This window comes from Enterobacter huaxiensis (genome assembly GCF_003594935.2).
In the GTDB taxonomy this organism is placed as follows: Bacteria; Pseudomonadota; Gammaproteobacteria; order Enterobacterales; family Enterobacteriaceae; genus Enterobacter; species Enterobacter huaxiensis.
Genome location: NZ_CP043342.1, coordinates 2176562 through 2195289, shown reverse-complemented (window position 1 = coordinate 2195289; position 18728 = coordinate 2176562). Strand labels below are relative to the sequence as shown.

At 52.5% G+C, this 18728-nt stretch carries 17 protein-coding genes and 1 pseudogene; 3 read left to right on the top strand and 15 right to left on the bottom strand.

Annotation, left to right across the window (positions count from 1 at the left end):
• Window positions 1-59 precede the first annotated feature (59 nt).
• Window positions 60-1070: a LacI family DNA-binding transcriptional regulator gene (locus D5067_RS10485; protein WP_119937761.1), complete on the top strand. Its 1011-nt coding sequence runs from the start codon at window positions 60-62 to the stop codon at window positions 1068-1070.
• A gap of 34 nt (window positions 1071-1104) precedes the next feature.
• Here the strand turns inward: D5067_RS10485 and D5067_RS10480 are convergent, their stop codons facing one another.
• From D5067_RS10480 to pspA, 15 genes are all read right to left on the bottom strand, one after another.
• On the bottom strand, window positions 1105-2019 hold the full coding sequence (locus D5067_RS10480; protein ID WP_119937760.1) for an OmpG family monomeric porin: 915 nt from the start codon (window positions 2017-2019) through the stop codon (window positions 1105-1107).
• A 66-nt stretch (window positions 2020-2085) separates the two neighbouring features.
• Complete coding sequence (locus D5067_RS10475; protein ID WP_119937759.1) at window positions 2086-3168, bottom strand: ABC transporter ATP-binding protein; 1083 nt, start codon at window positions 3166-3168, stop codon at window positions 2086-2088.
• Window positions 3169-3170: 2 nt separating this feature from the next.
• Window positions 3171-3848 carry a beta-phosphoglucomutase gene (pgmB, locus tag D5067_RS10470; RefSeq protein WP_119937758.1) on the bottom strand — a complete coding sequence of 226 codons (678 nt, stop codon included), beginning with the start codon at window positions 3846-3848 and terminating at the stop codon, window positions 3171-3173.
• The gene (locus D5067_RS10465; protein ID WP_119937757.1) at window positions 3838-6120 is read right to left on the bottom strand and encodes a glycoside hydrolase family 65 protein; all 2283 of its coding nucleotides are present in this window, start codon (window positions 6118-6120) and stop codon (window positions 3838-3840) included. Before D5067_RS10465 ends, pgmB begins: the two co-directional genes overlap by 11 nt.
• Window positions 6114-7172 (bottom strand): D-glucoside 3-dehydrogenase, encoded by a 1059-nt coding sequence (gene ycjS, locus D5067_RS10460; protein ID WP_119937818.1) that lies wholly within the window; start codon window positions 7170-7172, stop codon window positions 6114-6116. Before ycjS ends, D5067_RS10465 begins: the two co-directional genes overlap by 7 nt.
• A gap of 11 nt (window positions 7173-7183) precedes the next feature.
• On the bottom strand, window positions 7184-7972 hold the full coding sequence (gene ycjR / locus D5067_RS10455; protein ID WP_119937756.1) for a 3-dehydro-D-guloside 4-epimerase: 789 nt from the start codon (window positions 7970-7972) through the stop codon (window positions 7184-7186).
• 16 nt (window positions 7973-7988) lie between these two features.
• Window positions 7989-9041 carry a D-guloside 3-dehydrogenase gene (ycjQ, locus tag D5067_RS10450; protein ID WP_119937755.1) on the bottom strand — a complete coding sequence of 351 codons (1053 nt, stop codon included), beginning with the start codon at window positions 9039-9041 and terminating at the stop codon, window positions 7989-7991.
• Between the two features lie 28 nt (window positions 9042-9069).
• A complete protein-coding gene (locus D5067_RS10445) occupies window positions 9070-9912 on the bottom strand; it encodes a carbohydrate ABC transporter permease (RefSeq protein WP_119937754.1) in 843 nt (280 codons plus the stop codon).
• Window positions 9899-10780, bottom strand: a complete 882-nt coding sequence (locus D5067_RS10440) for a carbohydrate ABC transporter permease (protein ID WP_119937753.1) — start codon at window positions 10778-10780, stop codon at window positions 9899-9901. Before D5067_RS10440 ends, D5067_RS10445 begins: the two co-directional genes overlap by 14 nt.
• A gap of 22 nt (window positions 10781-10802) precedes the next feature.
• Window positions 10803-12095 carry an ABC transporter substrate-binding protein gene (locus tag D5067_RS10435; protein WP_119937752.1) on the bottom strand — a complete coding sequence of 431 codons (1293 nt, stop codon included), beginning with the start codon at window positions 12093-12095 and terminating at the stop codon, window positions 10803-10805.
• A 15-nt stretch (window positions 12096-12110) separates the two neighbouring features.
• On the bottom strand, window positions 12111-13808 hold the full coding sequence (locus tag D5067_RS10430) for a sugar phosphorylase (protein WP_119937751.1): 1698 nt from the start codon (window positions 13806-13808) through the stop codon (window positions 12111-12113).
• Window positions 13809-14007: 199 nt separating this feature from the next.
• The gene (gene pspD, locus D5067_RS10425) at window positions 14008-14229 is read right to left on the bottom strand and encodes a phage shock protein PspD (RefSeq protein ID WP_119937750.1); all 222 of its coding nucleotides are present in this window, start codon (window positions 14227-14229) and stop codon (window positions 14008-14010) included.
• Window positions 14230-14241: 12 nt separating this feature from the next.
• On the bottom strand, window positions 14242-14601 hold the full coding sequence (pspC, locus tag D5067_RS10420) for an envelope stress response membrane protein PspC (protein WP_119937749.1): 360 nt from the start codon (window positions 14599-14601) through the stop codon (window positions 14242-14244).
• Window positions 14601-14825: an envelope stress response membrane protein PspB gene (pspB, locus tag D5067_RS10415; protein WP_119937748.1), complete on the bottom strand. Its 225-nt coding sequence runs from the start codon at window positions 14823-14825 to the stop codon at window positions 14601-14603. Before pspB ends, pspC begins: the two co-directional genes overlap by 1 nt.
• 54 nt (window positions 14826-14879) lie before the next feature.
• A complete protein-coding gene (gene pspA / locus D5067_RS10410; protein ID WP_119937747.1) occupies window positions 14880-15548 on the bottom strand; it encodes a phage shock protein PspA in 669 nt (222 codons plus the stop codon).
• Between the two features lie 151 nt (window positions 15549-15699).
• Here pspA and pspF point away from each other — a divergent pair, with 151 nt between their 5' ends.
• The gene (gene pspF, locus D5067_RS10405) at window positions 15700-16692 is read left to right on the top strand and encodes a phage shock protein operon transcriptional activator (protein ID WP_162497945.1); all 993 of its coding nucleotides are present in this window, start codon (window positions 15700-15702) and stop codon (window positions 16690-16692) included.
• Between the two features lie 1824 nt (window positions 16693-18516).
• Window positions 18517-18684: pseudogene (locus D5067_RS10400) on the top strand (site-specific integrase); the annotation flags it as partial.
• Window positions 18685-18728 lie beyond the last annotated feature (44 nt).

Genomic DNA, 18728 nt, shown 5'->3' with positions numbered 1-18728 from the left:
GCCGTTTTTTCTCCAGTAAGATGAACGGAATTGCTGTCCGTCTGGAGTGAGTAAGGTGTATGTCACCCACCATCTATGATATTGCACGTGTTGCTGGCGTTTCGAAATCAACCGTGTCGCGAGTTCTGAATAAGCAAACGAATATTTCCCCTGAAGCGCGTGAAAAAGTGCTGAAGGCGATTGAAGAATTAAATTATCAACCGAATAAACTGGCCCGCGCCCTGACCTCTTCGGGATTTGACGCCATTATGGTTATTTCGACCCGTTCAACGAAAACCACGGCTGGCAATCCTTTCTTTTCTGATGTTCTTCATGCCATTACGGCGAAAGCGGAAGAAAAAGGATTCGACGTAATTTTACAGACGTCCAAAAGCAGTGAAGACGACCTGCTAAAATGCGTGAGCAAAATAAAACAAAAAATGATTAAAGGGATCATCATGCTGAGTTCGCCAGCAAATGAATCCTTTTTCTCAACGCTGGACACGTACGGTGTGCCGGTAGTGGTCATTGGTAAAGTTGAGGGGGAATTCCAGAATATCCATTCCGTCGACACGGATAATTTCCATGACAGCGCTACGTTAACGGATAATTTCATCGCTAACGGCCGTCGTAAAATTGCCTGCCTGCATGCACCGCTTGATTATCATGTATCTATTGATCGCCTGGCGGGTTATAAAGCCAGTCTGGAAAAGCACAACATTGCGCTTAACCCGGAGTGGATCATCGATGGGGGATACACCCATGAGAGCGCGCTCATGGCAGCCGTTCAATTGCTCTCCTCGTCTGCGCCACCCGATGCGGTATTCGCGACAGACAGCATGAAGCTGCTCAGCCTCTATCGTGCGGCCGACGAGTTGAATCTGATGATCCCCGAACAGCTTGCCGTCGCGGGCTACAGCGACCCCATGCTGTCTCTCATTTTGACGCCTGCCCCTGGTGGATTCGATATCCCGACCCGCAGGTTGGGTGAAGAGAGTTGCGACCTGCTGTTTAAACGCATTGCCGGTGAACCGGCTGAACATAACGTTCTGGTTGATACCCACTTTATGTGTGCTGACTCTCTTCGCTAATATCAGGGGCCAGCGGCCCCTGATTCACCGCTCGTCAGAACGCGTAGTTCACACCAACGCCCGCATAGTGGAAGCGATCGCTGTCGCCTTCATCGTGATTCTCCCACTCGTAAGCGTACTCCAGCGTCATGGACAGGCCATTGTTAAAATCATAGGCGTACAGGAGGCCCAGTCGGTTGAAGTCATGGCCTTCACGATCGGGATCGTCCTGCCAGTCCCAGTTTGACCAGCGGTCCAGCCCCAGGCGGGTATAAGGCGTGAGCGTAGTCTGGCCTAACGAAATGGGCAGATACACACGGATTTCCTGCGTGGAAAACTCTCCGTTATTACGTGAACTATCCATGTTGAAACCACGCTCCAGGTAGTAATTAACTCTCGCCGCGAAGGTTTCGTTAATCGTCCAGGTAAAGCCGGTTTCCGTTTCGACACGGCTGTCAGAATAACCTGTTTTTTCCAGGTCGTTTGCAAACTGATACATTGCAAACCAGCCGCTAAAACGCCAGTCGTCGGCTAATTTAATATCCCAGTCCGGCTGGATTTTATAGCGCTGCATATTCGCGCTTCCGTCTTTGGCACCGTGTTCGTCTTTAAAATGATAACCATAGTTTCGGAAACCGCCGGTAAGCCCGAACGTAAAATCGTCGGTGCCAATAAAGCGATAGCGTAATTCTAATTCAGGGCGATCAAAATAGGTCCCACGAGTCATACTGCTGTAATCAACGGGGCCTTCCTGATACATGGCCATTGATATTGTCCACGCATCCCATGTTGCATTAAACCACACGGAAGGCTCATATAATCCATCTTTATCGTCGCCCTGACCCTCGACGTTTTCAATTTCATACATGGCACCGATGTTAAACTCCCAGTGTTTTGCTGTTTCTGTTGCTTGCGCGCAGCTAACCCCTGCGCACAGAACGAGCGCAGCACTTTTTAGTAGAGTACTCATCACAATATTCCCTATATAATTAACAAACAAAAAACCGGAAATGGTTATTTCCGGCGAACACCTTTCTTATCTAATAGCCGCTTCAGTTTCCGCGTCGAAGAAATGGCACTTATTCATATCAAACTGGATACCGATATTATCTCCCGCTGCATAGTCATCCGCGGCCCCAGCCCGGACGACCAGCTCATGCCCTCCGACGGTGGCATAGAGCATAAACTCGGCTCCCGTCAGTTCTGCAACGCTGACTTTCGCAGGGATAGTTGTCCCCTCACCCAGCGGGGTGAAGATGTCTTCCGGCCGGATCCCAAACACCACGGCCTTACGCTGGTACCCCATGGCATTGAGTGCCGCGAGTTTGTCTTCCGGGATCGCCAGGCGCAGCGTTTCCGTCACGAAGAAGCCGTCGTCTATCGCACCACGAATGAAGTTCATTGAGGGTGAGCCGATAAAGCCCGCTACAAACATGTTTGCGGGTTCGTTATAAACCTGCTTTGGCGCCCCAACCTGCTGAATGAAGCCATCTTTTAGGATCACAATGCGGGTCGCCATCGTCATGGCTTCGGTCTGGTCATGCGTCACGTAAATCATGGTTGTGTTGAGCTTCTGGTGAAGCTTGCTGATTTCCGCCCGCATCTGTACGCGAAGCTTGGCATCCAGGTTAGAGAGCGGCTCATCCATCAGGAATACGCCGGCTTCACGAACAATCGCCCTGCCGAGTGCCACGCGCTGGCGCTGGCCACCGGACAGCGCGCCCGGCTTACGCTTGAGGTAATCGCGTAGGCCAAGGATCTGCGCCGCCCAGTTAACCCGCTCTTCGATGACCGCAGGCGCAATTTTTTGCATCCTGAGGCCAAAAGCCATGTTGTCGTAGACCGTCATGTGCGGATAGAGCGCGTAGTTCTGGAAAACCATGGCGATATCACGAGACTTAGCAGGGACATCGTTCATGCAGACCCCGCCAATCACCAGTTCTCCACCGCTGATCTCCTCCAGCCCGGCAATCATGCGCAGCGTTGTCGACTTCCCGCAGCCTGACGGCCCCACGAAAACGATAAATTCCTTATCCTCAATGTCGAGGTTGAAATCTTTAACCACGTGAACCTGGTTATCGTAGATTTTCTGAATGTGTTTCAGGGAGACTTGAGCCATTGTTAATTCCTTTCCAGTACTGACCGGGATGACCAGAAATCGCTCAGGCATTTCCAGCTCAGTTCCCGCGTTGAATGAAGTTGTAGTCCCGCGTGGCCTAGTCCAGGCCCAATCCCTACCGACAACATACCTGCCGCGTTAATTGCCTCTACGCCTGCGGCCGCATCTTCGATACCGATAGCCTCTTCGGGGCGGACGTTCAGCCCCGCGCAGGCCGCAAGGAAAATCTCGGGGTCAGGCTTTGAGTAGACAATCCGGGATGCATCGGCGCAAAAATCAAACGCCGTGTGGATAGCCAGCGCGTGAAGAATGGCGGGAGCATTGAGAGAAACGGAGGCCAGCCCAATTTTTACGTTCGCCGCGCGGATCTCAGCCAGCACCTCGCGAATACCCGGAAGCAATGATGCTTGCGTCAGCGATGCCAGAGACTGGACATAGAGATCGTTTTTCTTACCGGCGAGCGCCAGGCACTGCTTATCGTTAAACACCCCTTCTTTTCCACCGTGCCGCAGGATCCGCAGCAGCGAATCCATGCGGCTGATCCCTTTGAGTTCTTCGTTAAAAGCCTCGTCAAACCTGATGCCAATTTCCTGCGCCACGGAACGCCAGGCCAGGAAATGAAGATGCGCGGTGTCGGTAATCACGCCATCCAAATCGAATACAACAGCCTTAAGCGCCATCACTCACCTCCGTGGTAGCGATCCCATTAACAGACGTAAGAAAATCCTCATACGGCCAGACTTGCCGCCCCGTTGCCGTCACCGTTTTTCCCCACAGGGTTAACGTGACGGGAGCTGAGGTATCAATCGTCAAGACGCCCATGTCGAACGTGATCTGCATGGTTGCATTGCGCCAGCGCAGCGGGAAAGCGAGCCTCGTCCAGTGAGAAGGCAGCCTCGGGGCAAGGTGTAATTCTCCCTCCACAATCTGCAACCCGGCAAAGCCCTGTATCACGCCGGACCAGATCGCCCCCGTCGCGGCAGCATGAATACCGTCATCGCAGCTGTGCGGATCGTCACCAAGGTCAATAGCAATGCCGTCACGCCAGAAGGCATATGCGCTTTGCATATCTCCGCAGCGGGCAGAGACAATCCCGTGTATGGCTTTACTGAGGGATGAGTCGTGGATGGTGCGCGGCTCGTAGAACGCCAGACTCGCGGCACACTGCTGGGGCGTAAACCGTTCCGGCAGGAGGTAGTTGAGCATCACCACGTCGGCCTGCTTCAGGATCTGCATCTCATTCACTTCCGCACGCGAGTAATCCAGCAGAATGGTCTGCTTGCCGGCTTTGGCTTTATAACGGCTCAGGTCAATTGCCGGTTTGGTCATAAAGCTGTCATCCTGCGGCAGCACCCCCTGTTCATCGATCTCAGGGAGCCATAAGCGCGCAAGGAAATGTGACGCTTTTTGCGTGAAATGCGCGTCATCCCGCTCAAACATCGCCATAAACTGGTGCGCACTCGCCACGTTGTGCCAGGCCATATAGTTCGTATAGGCGTTGTTATTGACGTGCTCCGTGTATTCGTCCGGACCGATGACGTCATGGATTTCCAGGCGGCCATTGATTTCCGTCGCGCGCGCCATCCAGAACGATGCCGTCTCCATAAGCAACGTCAGCCCTTCATTTCGCATAAAATCATCGTCATGCGTTGCCTGCCAGTAAGCGACGACGGCCCAGGCGATATCCGCCACAATATGGTGCTCTGCAAGGGCAGAAGCGACCTTCTGGCGCAGCCCCGTACGGATATTGATCGCCGCAAATTCTGGCGTCTCTTCCTGCCCGCTCGCCGCGCTTTCCCAGGGGAACAGTGCGCCTGACCAGCCGTGACTGCGCGCTTTTTCCCTTGCCCCTGGCAGGTTAAGCCAGCGATAGCGCAGCAGATTTCGGGCTATCCGAGGTCGGGTGAAAAGATGGAAAGGCAGCAGGAAAATTTCGGTGTCCCAGAATACGTGTCCCTTATAGCCCTCTCCGGTCAGGCCTTTGGCCGCAATGCTGCTGCGCTCGTCATGGGCAGGCGTCATAGCAGTCAGATGCCACACCGCGTAATCCAGCGCGAGCTGATCGCTCGGCTCCGCAGAAGCCACTGCCACCCGGCTGTCGCGCCAGATTTTTTCCCAGGCTGAGGCAGACTGCTCCAGCAACGATCCGTAGCCTCGAGCCACACAGCCTTTGAGTTCTGCCAGCGCGTTACGCGCAAAGGACTCCTGCGACAGCGCTTTGTCGCTGCGGTGAGCGATCCACACCAGCTTTTCTAGCGTGACAGTGTCACCCTGCAAAACCGTTACCGAGTGATGGGCCGTGATGCGGCGATTTTTCGCGCTAAAGCAGCTACTGCTGTCGCTCATCGTAAGACGACAGCTTGCCGAGATCGCTACCTCAGTGGCGCGGTCCTGGGTTTCGTAGATACCCTGTACGTAGTGCGGGTCGAATACTCTGACCGAGACCTCATCCAGATGCTGTCTGCCACTGTTGGTTTGAGTCGCATCAATACCCGTTTTAAACACAATCTCTGCAGAAGCATCAACTGGCGTAACGGAAAGCTGCATCGCGACCAGCGGCAGTTGGTCCAGTGAGACAAAACGCCGGCTCTCAATGCGATACTGCTGACCCGCAGGCGAACGCCACAGAACGCTGCGGCGCAGTTCACCGTTAGCAAAATTCAGCTCTCGCTGCCAGTGACGTATCTCCCCTGCCAGCAGAGTAAAATTCGCCCCATCCAGTTCGATTTCAATTCCGGTAACGTCGGGAAGGTTAACCAGCTCGTTCGTCTCGTTGCGCCCGGCCCGGTGATAAAGACCCGCAAGGTACATCCCGCGCGTTTGCTGGGTGTAGTCTTCCTCATGTGTCGCGCGAATGCCTATGTAGCCGTTACCGCATGCCATAACAGACGCGTATTTATTCAGGCTGTGCGGGCAAAAACCCGGTTCGGTTAATACAGACAGGTTCAGCATAAGGTTACGCTTTCCCCTGTTTCCGCCGCTTCATATAGCGCAGCGACCAATTGCTGGATCACCAGGCCCTGCTCCGCGTCAGCGATCATTACCGGCTCCCCCATAACGTGGCGAACAAAGGCATCCATACTGCGTAAGTGCCGCTGGTCGTCTGCCTCTTCCCGCTGGGTAATAGTCTGTAAAATACCGGCTTCATCAGCGTAAATATGCGCAGGGAACAGCGTGGCACCGGCTTTCTCGCCGCAAAACGCCACATTCATGATGGACTGCTCGCGGATATTCAGGGCAAAGGAGGTATCCAGACGCAGGATGCCGCCGTTGCAGAACTCAATCGTGCCAAATAGCGCGTCTTCAACGGTAAACTGAGCAGGATCCCACTCGCCAAACTGACCGCTGTGTTTACGGTTGCCCAGCCGCTGAAAGCTGTGCGCCGTGACGCGCTTGACTGCCGGGAACCCCAGCACGTACATCGCCGCGTCCAGCATATGAATGCCGATATCAATCAGCGGCCCGCCGCCCTGCAACGATTTGTTCGTAAAGACGCCCCACCCCGGTACGCCGCAGCGGCGCAGGGCCTGCGCTGTCGTGAAGTAGATTTCACCCAGGGTTCCGTTAAGCACTGCGTCACGCAGAAGCTGCGTATCCTCAGCGAAACGATGGTGAAAATCATACGCCAGTACCTTTCCCGCCTTGCGAGCAGCAATCCGCATCTCATCGGCCTGCTGTGGGGTCATGGCGGGCGGTTTTTCACACATCACATGGCACCCGGCCTCCAGCGCCAGCAGGACATGGTCGAAATGGAAGCGGTTTGGGGAACAAACGCTAACCACATCGGGTTTGACCGCCTGCAGCATTTCTCGTGCATCTTGCCATGCGTCAGGAATTGCATGACGCTCCGCAAACGCCTGTGCCTGTTCCAGGCGGCTGTCCATGACAGCCACCATCTGAACATCACTGCGTGTGGCGTAATACGAGGCATGCACTTTGTCCGCGACCTGCCCGGCGCCAATAATGGCAACGCGCAGAGGCGAAGGTGTTGAAGCACTCATCACGCTCGTCATCCTTAGCAATTACGCAAGTAAGTGAGTGAGTCCTGATAAGCCTGAGCCGGATCGTCAGCCCGAACGCGACATTCATAGACCACGTAACCCTGATAGTTATCAGCACGCAGCCGATCGAAAAGCGCTGCAAAATCCAGGCAGCCGCTTCCCGGCTGGTAACGATGATTGTCTGCAATATGTACGTGCCCAAGCAGATCGCGGTTGTGGTGCAGCGCGTCCGTCAGAGAATCTTCTTCGATGTTCATATGGTAAAAATCACCGATGATCTGCACATGTTTCAGCGCGTTCTCTTCGATATAGCGACGCGCGTCCGCCAGGGTGTTGATCATGTGATCCTGATAGCGGTTCAGCGGCTCAAGGTAGACTGTCGTCCCGGTGCGTGCCGCCACCTCGTCCAGCCAGCGCAGCGAAGCGCCTACCGCTTTGCGATCGCCGTCCAGGCTGCGCGGCGAGGTCATCGGCGGCAGGCGAAATGTGAACATTCCCCAGGCGGCAGGAACAATAATGCCCTTTCCTCCGACCTCAGCAAGGGCCTCCAGAATGCGTTCAATTTGCTGCAACCCGTTCAGGCGACGTTCTTCAATGAAGTCACCTATCCAGCCGTCATAACCACCGCAGGCTGTGGTGACCGGCAGGCCCGTTGTTTTGATGGCGGCTTTCACCTCATCAAGATTGTCCACCAGCAGTTTGCCGTCTATCTCATAGCCATCAAAACCCATGGCCTTGATGTACTGGAATTTTTCCAGAATTGACGCAGGGAAAAAGGCCTGATTTTGCGTTGCGATTTTCATTGTTGCTCTCCTTAGCTTAAAAAGTGACGCCCATTTTGATGCTCAGCTCCGGGTGCTGGTCGACATACTTCATGTAGCTCTCAGCGCTGGTGGTAAAGGTGACCACCGGGTCAATGAGATCTTCACAGTTGAGATAACCGTTCATCAGCAGTTTCCAGCAGGTCTCTTCGATACGCTTGCGGCTCCAGCGAGGATAATCCGGGTTTGGCTCACTGCAGGCGCGGGAGAAGACAATCTTCGCATTGTTGAAATGAGCTTCGCGACCGAGGTTGAAGCCTTCTGCAAAGGGTTTAGCGAAGGCTACGTAGGAGATGGTGCCACCGTAGGCGAGCCCGCGCAGCGCAGACTGCAGCGCATCGGCAAAGCCGCTGGTTTCAATGATGATGTCCGCGCCCTGCTTGCCGGTGAGCTTTTTAATCTCCAGACCCACATCCGTACCGATAGGGTTCAGGCAGTGGTCGGCACCGTGTCGGAGCGCAATCTCACAGCGGTGTTCGATAGGATCAACACCGATAACAATGGATGCGCCGGCTTGCTTCGCCAGCTGAATGGCAATTTGACCAATCGCGCCCAGGCCGACAACCACCACAAAATCGCCCACCCTTACGTTGGCATCACGCACGCCGCTCATGGCGAACTGTGCCGGGTCGTAGCAGACAGCGTTTTTCCACGATGAACCCTGCGGCATTTTTCGCAGCTTGTAGTTATTGACGGCATTCACAATGACGGTTTCCTGCAACGGACCGTAGCAGCAAACGCGATCGCCCGGCTGGTATTCCGTCACGTCTGCACCGCATTCGATCACGTCACCGACGATCATGTTGCCCAACTGGAACTTACCGAATTCGATACCGCGAGCGGCCCCCTCTTCGCGCGGCGTAAATAACTGCCAGTCCGCGTTAAACTCTTCATCAATGAATGGACTTGCCGCTCTGAAATCCACAACCTCGGTGCCGTGTTTCGGCGCGCCAAAACGCGCGCGAATTTTCACTTCATGTACGGCGACCGGACGATCTTCATATTCAACCAGCGCCGCCACGCGAGGCGCTGTCGCTACTAACTTTTTCATGACTGACTCCTTGTTAAAATTGGCCGCCTTAGCCCTTAACGCCACCGGCGGTCAAACCACTTTTAATAAAACGTTCTGACAGCGCATACATGATGACGACCGGCAGTGCGGTCACCAGCGACGCCGCCATCATGCGACCCCAGATATAATCTGGCGTGCTGAAGAGCGTGTTCAGCCCTACCGGCAAGGTGAAATTACTGGCGCTGGAAAGGAAAATGGAGGCAAACAGGTAGTCGTTCCACGCCACCATAAAGCAGTAGACAAAGACAGACACCAGGCCCGATATGGCCAGCGGCACGGTGATGCGAAAGATGATTTGCAGGCGGTTGAGGCCGTCCATCATCGCTGCTTCTTCTATTTCGTCCGGTATGGTGTCGAAATAGCTGCGCAGCATGAATACCGCCGTAGGCAGGGTCTGGGTCACCATAGCGATAATGAGCGCCAGTTCGGTGTCATAGATCCCGAGCGCGGTGATGATCTTGAACAACGGCACGACCAGCAAAATCCCGGAGAACATGTAGACGGTATAAAAGCTCGCATTAATCGTCGTCCGCCCGGCAAAGCGCAGTTTGGATAAGGCGTAAGCACCCAGCGTACCGAGAAAAACGGCAATGACGGATGAGGTCAACGACACCACCATGCTGTTCCTGAAATAGTCCACAAAGGGGAAAATCAGCGGGTTAAAGATGTCGACGTAATGCTGTAACGTCCACTCTTGCGGCAGAATGGTCGGGTTCAGCGATATTGCCTCCTTCGCGCTCTTAAATGAGGTCATCAGCATCACGAAAAACGGGAACAGCGTGATAAACAGAAATACCGCCAGCCCCAGATAGAAACCAATACGGCCGAGCACGCGTTTATTTGTTGCCATTGAGGTTTACCCTTTTTCTGGTCAGCAGAATGACGGCGAAGATGATCACAAACAGCACCACAGAGATGGCCGCCGCTTTACCCAGGTCATTAAAGGCAAAGGCGGTTTTGTAGAGATAGACGCCCAGAATGTCGACTTTGGTGGTCAAGAGGTAGACATCCGCAAACATGTAGAACATCCAGATGGTGCGTAACGTCACTACCGTCGCCAGCACAGGCATAATTGCAGGCAGCGTAACGATGCGAAAACGCTGCCAGGCATTAGCCCCGTCCATTTCCGCCGCTTCGTACAGCGATTTATCGATCGTCTGGAGTATCGCCAGGAACGAGATGAACGCATACGGGAAGTAGCGCCAGATGGCAAACAGCACCACCAGCACAAAGCTACTGCCCGGGTTGTCGAACCACAGCGGTGCCTGGTCGTACAGATGGAGCAGGTCCACCCCAAGATAATTCACGATGCCGTAGCCGTTGTTGAACATATACTTCCAGGCAAACACCAGCGAAATTGACGGCGTGACGTAAGACAGGATCACCAGCGAACGCGCCGTTTTCCGCAGACGGAACTCCCGGTTAAAGAAGATGGCGACGGCCAGCCCCAGCCCCGTACTGCCAACCACGACCAGCGCCGTATACCAGAACGTCATCCACAGCGAATGCCAGAACGCCGCGTCACTCAAAATGCTGATGTAGTTATCAAGCCCGACAAAAACCGCATCAATGCGCGGGTTGAGCGGCAAGCGTAAAAAACTGATTTCAACGTTAGAAATCATCGGCCAGGCCACCAGGCCCCCCAGCAATAACAGGCTGGGGGCCAACAGCAGCATGGCGAAAGGCATATCTGAACGACCCGAAAACAACGTCTTCATAATTCCCTTCCGCAGAGCGCTCCTATCGTTGTGAAATCAGATCGGCCAGCCGCTTTTGGCTATTGCCTAGCGTTGCGCTGAGATCCTGTTGACCCACCGTGACGTTATGCACCATGGAACTGATGATGCCTGAGCCCGTCACGTCGCCCATACGGGTGAAGTTTTTGTCACCCACCGCGCCAAACACCTGCACGTTCGGAAACTGTGCGATCAGCTCATAAGGCAGCTGGCCAAAGGCTTTGATGACATCGTTGTCTTTCCAGGTCTCTGTGCCGACAACGAGCTTGTTTACCGGCAGCGCCGCGCCGGGTGACATCATTACCCAGTCCGTTGCGTTCTGAGCCTGCTCCATCCAGGTGACAAATTTCTCTGCTGCCTGAGTTTCCGCTTCGGTTTGCCCGGTAGTGATCGTCAGCGACGTGACCATGCCGTAAACGGCTGACGATTTTTCCGTCGGGACCACGAAGCCAAGATTTGCAGGATTGCCATCTTTATAGACAGCAGGAAGAATGTAGGTGGAGTAAACCGCCATAGGCGCCGATCCGTTCATGAAGGCATCTTTGATCTCCATGACATCGTTCGAGCCCGGCATGGTGGTTGCCGCCAGCCCTTTGTATAACGCCAGCGCTTTTGACATTTCAGGTGTATCAATGTCGATATTTCCATTTGCATCAAACACGTTCGCACCGCCCGACAGCGCAAACTGGGAGAATGCCTGCTCAGTCATAACGCTTTCTGCAGTTGGCAGCGCAATGCCGTAATGTTTATTCGCCGGATCGTTGAGCATCTGACTGGCCTTCAGGAGCTGCTCCCAGTTTTTTGGCTCGGCGATGCCTGCCGCCGCTAGCCTGTCCTTGTGGTACCAGATACCGGAAAGCCAGGCGCTGATCGGTACGCCGGTCCACGCGTCGCCGTCTTCGGTGCGCACCACGCGTAAGATACCGTCGTAGAACGTCGTTTCCCCCACTGCCTTAATAGCGTTGCTAATGGCCTCACGGTCCAGCAACTGCTCCTTATCCATGACTTTGGCGTAATCATGGCTGATTTCGATAACCTCCGGCAGCGCCCCGGTTCGGGCGAGCGTTATCACCTTGGTGTTGTATGCGTCTTCTTCCACCGGCACCTGTTTCACTGTGATGGTGGGATTCTCTTTCTCAAACTTCTCAATCAGTTTTGTAATAACCGCCTGCCGCTCCTGTTCAACCGACGAGTGCATAAATTCAATGGTGACAGCTGATTTCTTGTCATCCTTGCAGCCTGACAGCAGGGCGCACGAAACCAGTGCTGATAACAGCACAATTTTGGGCATTTTCATTTTTAAGGTCCTTTTTTAGTTTTCTTTAATCCACATAACCTGCCATGGATTAAGGGTCAGAGTCGTTCCACTAATATCACACCCGGCGATCAACTCCCTGCCTGCGCGAATGTCTGAATAAACTTCCTGAATATCATCACTGAAATTAAACACCCCGGTTATGCACTCACCATTATCGGCAGCGCGCACTATTTTCAATACATGTTTACTTGCTGTATCAAAAACAACCTTACTGTCAGGATGAAAGGCTTTTTCCGAGCGACGTACCGCAATCAGTTTGGTCAATGCATGGTAAACCTTATGACGCAGGCTATTATTAACATCCAGCGCACGATCCATTTCTCCGGCAGCATATTTCTTTCTGTTTATTGCGCGGTTATACCCATAGCGTTCCACGCCGTCATAGTCATTACGAGAACCAAGAATACTTTGTATATAGATGGCAGGTACGCCAGGAAAACTTAATAACACCGCATGCGCCAGTATAAACCTGGCAACACGACTATTATCATCGCAATCCCTCGTGCTTAATGCGTCAAGATAGGTGACGTTAATTTCGTAAGGACTGCGCGTGCCATCAGGGTTATTTTTCCAGTTAATCAGCGCCCCTTCCTGCTGGAGTTTTTCTACCAGCGAAAGGATATCAGACTCGGGCAAAATGCCGCGCAGCGGATTCAGGCCAATGCCATCGTGCGAAGCGAGGAAGTTGAACCAGGTGGTTTTCCTGGACGGCAGCGTTAACGACGTAGCCCACTGACACAGCGCCCGGACATCCTGATGATGCACGGCGTGCAGCACAAGTGGTGGTAAGGAGAACTGATAGACCATCTGTGCTTCATTTTCACCGTCACCAAAGTATGAGATGTTGTCTTTATGGGGAACGTTGGTCTCGGTGATAATCACCGTTCCCGGCGCGACAGCGTCCGTAATGGCGCGGAAAAGCTGAATAAGGCAATGCGTCTTTTCAAGATGAATACAGCTTGTACCAGGGGTCTTCCACATAAATCCGACGGCATCCAGGCGGATGTAGCTCGCGCCTTCCATCAGATAATGAAGCAGCACGTCGACCATCGCAATCAGCACCTCAGGTGAGGCAAAATTGAGGTCAACCTGGTCCTCGCTGAAGGTGGTCCACAGGTGACGGACGCTGCCATCCTGGCATGTAAAGGGCGTTAGTAGCGGTAGTGCCCGGGGACGCGTCACGGCTGATAGATCTGTTTCTGGGTCGACGGCAATAAAGAAATCGTTATATCCGGGTTTTTGAGCAAGGTAATTTGCAAACCATTGGCTTTTCGCCGACATATGGTTGCAAACGAAATCAAACATGAGGTTAGCTGATTTATTTAATTCAGCAACGTCTTGCCACGTTCCGGTACCCGGCGCCACCTGATGATAATCGATTACGGAAAATCCATCATCAGAGGACCACGGGTAAAAAGGCAAAAGATGGACGTGTGAAAAGGAGTGAGATAGCCATTTATTATAAAAGCGGGTAAAAACCGGCAGGGCATCCTCCCCTTCTGCAGAAAACTGATCGGCGTATGCGATCAGGACAACGTCGTTTTCATCCCAATTCAGCTTACGCTTTTCAGTAATAACAGTCCTGGCGTTTTCTATTTTTTCCAAAAGCATCTTTAAATGCGCATCAGAAAACGTTTCGCCGTAAACAAAATCTATTAAATGGTTAATTTTAGCGTTCACATTATTTTCCATGGTAGCGGTCCCACGGAAAGCAATCTACTCCCATGGTAAATATCTGTCAACGGACCGGGAGGCAGAAAATCGCGTTATGAAAACAACTCAAGGCATTAATGTGAGCTGATGCAAAGAATGAGTAAAAATGAACGTAAAAGAGGCGTAATGCAGCGAGCCCTCCTTCAGAAGAAAAGAGGGCTCGCAAAAGCGGGAAGTATCAGGAGAAGTAGCGGCGGGAGACGCGTTTAGCCAGTTTTTGCAGCATAGGTTCCAGCGCCACGGCCAGCAACATTCTTACTGGCTTACGGGCAACAGATTTGATCGCCCAACCCGCTACACCTGCCGGGCCAAAACGTAACGCCGTCAGCAGGACCAGTTTACCTGCGATTTTCAGGCCGGGTTTTACCTTCTGACCGGCCTGTTGCCAGTTTTGCTTCATGTTTGCTCTCTCTTAAAGCTGACGAAAACGGCTTCTCAGCGTAAAGGTGTCAGACGTGACATAGCGTTCCATTTCGCGCAGTCGTTTCTCACCAGCGGCAAGCTGCGCATCTACGTTGTTCAATAAATCGCTGCTGCGCGGTGCGCCTTCTGCATCCAGTTCCCCTTCGGGCATTGGGTCAAGCACGAATGACAAAATGATGTAGGCTACCAGGGTGATAAACGCCAGACCGAAGAAAATCGACAGCACGGTCACAACGCGCACCAGCTTTACCGGTACGTCGAGGTAGTGCGCCAGACCGGCACAAACGCCGCGCACCATCCCCTGCTGAGGGATCCGCCACAGTTTTTTGTTCAGGTTTAGTCCAGCCATTAGCGATCCCTCCAGTTCGGGTGTTCCGCATCCAGAATAGCTTCCAGCGCCTGAATACGGTCGCGCATTTTATTCGCCTCATCGGACAGCTGTACCAGGCGCTGTTGTTCACTCTGTGACAGGTCACCGCGCGACGAACGGTTGCTGTAGTGCAGCCATAACCAAATCGGCAGAACAAACAGCACGAAAATGGTCAGGGGAATAGCCAGAAAAAGCGCGCTCATGTGTACTCCTTGTCTTACGTTGAGTGGCGGCACGCTCGGGTGCCGCCTGTATTATTATTGATTGTCTTGTTTCATTTTGGCTTTTAGCGCGGCCAGCTGCTCGCTGATTTCGTCGTCTGCTTTCAAATCAGCAAACTGCTGATCCAGCGTTTTCTGCTTCCCGATGCTGTGGCTTTCCGCTTCTGCTTCCATATGGTCGATGCGGCGCTCGAAGGATTCAAAACGCGCCATCGCTTCATCCAGCTTGCCGCTGTCCAGCTGGCGACGAACGTCACGGGACGAGCTTGCAGCCTGGTGACGCAGCGCCAGCGCCTGCTGACGCGCGCGGGTTTCGCTGAGTTTATTTTCAAGCTCGCCGATCTCTTTCTTCATCCGGGCCAGGGTGTCATCCACGAGGGTCCCTTCATGTTCCAGCGTAGCGACCATATCCACGAGCTTCTGTTTTTCAATCAGCGCCGCGCGGGCCAGATCGTCTTTATCTTTACGCAGCGCCAGTTCTGCTTTTTCCTGCCATTCGTTAAGCTGGGCGGTAGCCTGCTCAATACGACGCGTCAGCTGCTTTTTCTCAGCCAGCGCACGTGCAGAGGTTGAACGGACTTCAACCAGCGTATCTTCCATTTCCTGAATCATCAGCCGCACCAGCTTCTGCGGATCTTCCGCTTTCTCAAGCAGCGAGTTGATGTTGGCGTTCACGATGTCGGCAAAACGAGAAAAAATACCCATAATTCAATCCTCACAGTTCTGTTATCGGGCTATGCCCTGCTGAACAGTTAATACAAATCTCATGCCAACTTTTTATCCTATTGATTTAACTGGAGGTGATTGATTTAACATCAGTCTCAGACTATCCTCAACTGGTCAATATCACTAAGGAGTGGTTAATTTCATCATGGCTGGATACAAAGATAATTTACTCGGCGAAGCAAACAGCTTTCTGGAAGTGCTCGAGCAGGTTTCCCGCCTGGCGCCCCTCAACAAACCGGTGCTGATTATCGGCGAGCGCGGTACGGGAAAGGAGCTGATCGCCAATCGCCTTCATTATTTATCCGGACGATGGGATGGGCCATTTATTTCCCTTAACTGCGCGGCGCTGAATGAAAACCTGCTCGACACCGAGCTGTTCGGCCATGAGGCGGGCGCGTTTACCGGTGCGCAAAAACGCCATCCGGGCCGCTTTGAGCGCGCAGATGGCGGCACGCTGTTCCTTGATGAACTGGCCACCGCGCCGATGCTGGTGCAGGAAAAGCTGCTGCGCGTTATCGAGTACGGCGAGCTGGAGCGCGTGGGCGGCAGCCAGCCGCTGCAGGTTAACGTGCGCCTGGTGTGCGCGACGAACGCCGACCTGCCCGCAATGGTGGCAGAAGATAAGTTCCGCGCCGACCTGCTCGACAGGCTCGCGTTCGATGTGGTGCAGCTCCCGCCGCTGCGCGAGCGCCGGAGCGATATCATGCTGCTGGCAGAACAGTTCGCCATTCAGATGTGCCGGGAGCTCGGGCTGCCGCTCTTTCCCGGATTTAGCGACTATGCCACCGAGACGCTGCTCGGCTACCACTGGCCGGGCAACATCCGTGAGCTGAAAAACGTGGTCGAGCGCTCCGTTTATCGCCACGGCAGCAGCGAAACCGAGCTGGACAACATTATTCTCGACCCTTTCCAGCGCAGTACTAAACCGATTGCTGTGCCAGACGGAATAAACGATGTCCCCGCCCTGCCGCTCGATTTGCGTCAGTTCCAGCACGTTCAGGAGCAGCAGCTGCTGGAACAAAGCCTGAAGCAGGCGAAATATAATCAGAAACAGGCGGCTGAGCTACTGGGCCTGACCTACCATCAATTAAGGGCATTGCTCAAAAAACATCAAATGCGCTGACATTTTCAGCAGTTACCCGCAGATACTTTTGCGAAGCAGGCGTTAGCTCCTCCACCAAACTTTCGTCAAACGCCGGGTTATGGGATTACTCAACCACGGCGTCTATCAGCGGGTATCTCTACAATAACTGGTGTGATCTTAAGCACGCTTTTAGTTACAGTGACGATAAAACAACTGCACCGTGAGCATTCATTTTAATTGATATATCTCAGCAGGTTATCCACGTATAACAACAGACGTCAGGAAGACTTGTATAAAATTTCTCCCGCTATTTACTGGCGATTCAGTGATGTCTTTATCGCCAGATCTTTTAGGTGGAACAGAAATAGAGCCAGCCCTTTGATCTTCCCCAGGGCAGTTAAGTAAGTGCCCATTGTTCATCACCGTATGCACTTTTGACCGCCTAAATTTCGACGAAACCTAATGTATGATAAATATCATACGCTCTGATTTAACGAGTCGGTTAAGGCTATTATTTAATTTTTTTCCCTTCACGCAAATGAATGACATTATTAATCTTGATATTAACCAGTCAGTAAGGGAGGCTCGAAGTAAGAATCTATAAAAAACCGCCCCGTAAGGCGGTTTATAATAAACCAAATTCTACTGACTACCTCTCGATTTCCGGGCCTTCAGGGTCCAGCGGATCGTTTACATCGGGATCCAGAGGAAAATCATCATCCGGAACTGGTTCTGACCCCGGTTGCGGGTCTACTATATCAGGGCGATCGACCATAGCACCTCCGAATTATGTCAGTTGGATATTATCTGGACTTATTAGGTTTCTGGCTGCCTTTATCGTCTTTAGGCATCTTTTCAGGCTGTTTTGATTGGTCTTTTTGAGAATTTACACTTGAAGATTTCATTGTAAAACTCCAGTAGGGTATGCAAAGTTATTTTGCCTGTTAACTATAGGTCATTATTAAATTTTCATGACTTATTATCAGCGATATTACTGTTTAAGTGCTTACGCTTTAAGATTGGCGTTGATATCATTAGGGTATTTATTTAAATTATATTTTTACCGTTTACGCTTGTTAATTTCCGTTATTTCGCCAGGTTTATTATTAGCCAGGAGCGTATTTTCCAACGCCAAAGACGCTAATAAAATCGTGCATGTTAAAAAAGGTTAGCCGCTGCTGAATTCGGGATAAAAAAAGGCTGCGGACAAACAGCCTGTCGTTTGGCTAGCCTGCCTGAGTGCCGGGTGCATCCCGGCGTGCATTTTGACAACGTCCCCGGGCCGGCTTCTCGCAGGAATCCTTTCGCGATGAGTGCTAAAAGGGTGTCGGTAAGATATTCAGTGTTTTTCTGGATCGCACCCAATGCTCACTAATTCCTGCAAAATGTAGATAAGACTGGATACGAACAAACAGCAGGATAAGGCTACGGCAACGAAAAAAAACATTGGGAACTCCGTGTAATCAATTTTTCCTTAACCAATAGTAGAACCTGTTATCGTTTTGTCACGGATGTGCGTTAAAATTACTTCTGTTGCCGCTCTGGACCGAATGTTCTGACTGCAACGAGATGGCCTTCAGGGAGCGCGCCCGCGCATATCATCTGCCCGAAAAGTGAACACCCCCGCCTCATTGTCTCTCTATTTTACTCCTAAAAACAATGCGTTAAATTCATGATATAACCTCTGCAGTAACGCACAGGGTAAGCATCACCATGGTGCCCCTTCACTTACCCAAGCCATCTTCGTGCTCAGGCATCTTTTCAGCCCATTGTTGATATGGCCAGACATTGAGCCGGCGGCGGCTTACTTTTCACAGGCATACATGGCGTGTAGCCATGCCACGTCCAGGCATCGTGTAACAGTCTGCTAACGCGAATCCTTCGTTTATAGCGAGTCAGATGGGACATGAAAATGCTAAGATAGTTTATGAGGTATATTCAAAGTGGATTGCAGGTATGAACGTGGATCGGGTCGTGATGCTGAATGACCGACTGCATGCGTTACTGCCCCCAATATGCCCTCAGGCTTAAACGACACTGGATAATATCGTTTAAAATTAGTAGGATAGCCACTT

Excerpts from the sequence above, each read along its gene's own strand:
- D5067_RS10485 (WP_119937761.1), top strand. The coding sequence starts at position 60 with ATGTCACCCACCATCTATGATATTGCACGTGTTGCTGGCGTTTCGAAA.
- D5067_RS10480 (WP_119937760.1), bottom strand. The coding sequence starts at position 2,019 with ATGAGTACTCTACTAAAAAGTGCTGCGCTCGTTCTGTGCGCAGGGGTT.
- D5067_RS10475 (WP_119937759.1), bottom strand. The coding sequence starts at position 3,168 with ATGGCTCAAGTCTCCCTGAAACACATTCAGAAAATCTACGATAACCAG.
- pgmB (WP_119937758.1), bottom strand. The coding sequence starts at position 3,848 with ATGGCGCTTAAGGCTGTTGTATTCGATTTGGATGGCGTGATTACCGAC.
- D5067_RS10465 (WP_119937757.1), bottom strand. The coding sequence starts at position 6,120 with ATGCTGAACCTGTCTGTATTAACCGAACCGGGTTTTTGCCCGCACAGC.
- ycjR (WP_119937756.1), bottom strand. The coding sequence starts at position 7,972 with ATGAAAATCGCAACGCAAAATCAGGCCTTTTTCCCTGCGTCAATTCTG.
- ycjQ (WP_119937755.1), bottom strand. The coding sequence starts at position 9,041 with ATGAAAAAGTTAGTAGCGACAGCGCCTCGCGTGGCGGCGCTGGTTGAA.
- D5067_RS10445 (WP_119937754.1), bottom strand. The coding sequence starts at position 9,912 with ATGGCAACAAATAAACGCGTGCTCGGCCGTATTGGTTTCTATCTGGGG.
- D5067_RS10440 (WP_119937753.1), bottom strand. The coding sequence starts at position 10,780 with ATGAAGACGTTGTTTTCGGGTCGTTCAGATATGCCTTTCGCCATGCTG.
- D5067_RS10435 (WP_119937752.1), bottom strand. The coding sequence starts at position 12,095 with ATGAAAATGCCCAAAATTGTGCTGTTATCAGCACTGGTTTCGTGCGCC.
- D5067_RS10430 (WP_119937751.1), bottom strand. The coding sequence starts at position 13,808 with ATGGAAAATAATGTGAACGCTAAAATTAACCATTTAATAGATTTTGTT.
- pspD (WP_119937750.1), bottom strand. The coding sequence starts at position 14,229 with ATGAAGCAAAACTGGCAACAGGCCGGTCAGAAGGTAAAACCCGGCCTG.
- pspC (WP_119937749.1), bottom strand. The coding sequence starts at position 14,601 with ATGGCTGGACTAAACCTGAACAAAAAACTGTGGCGGATCCCTCAGCAG.
- pspB (WP_119937748.1), bottom strand. The coding sequence starts at position 14,825 with ATGAGCGCGCTTTTTCTGGCTATTCCCCTGACCATTTTCGTGCTGTTT.
- pspA (WP_119937747.1), bottom strand. The coding sequence starts at position 15,548 with ATGGGTATTTTTTCTCGTTTTGCCGACATCGTGAACGCCAACATCAAC.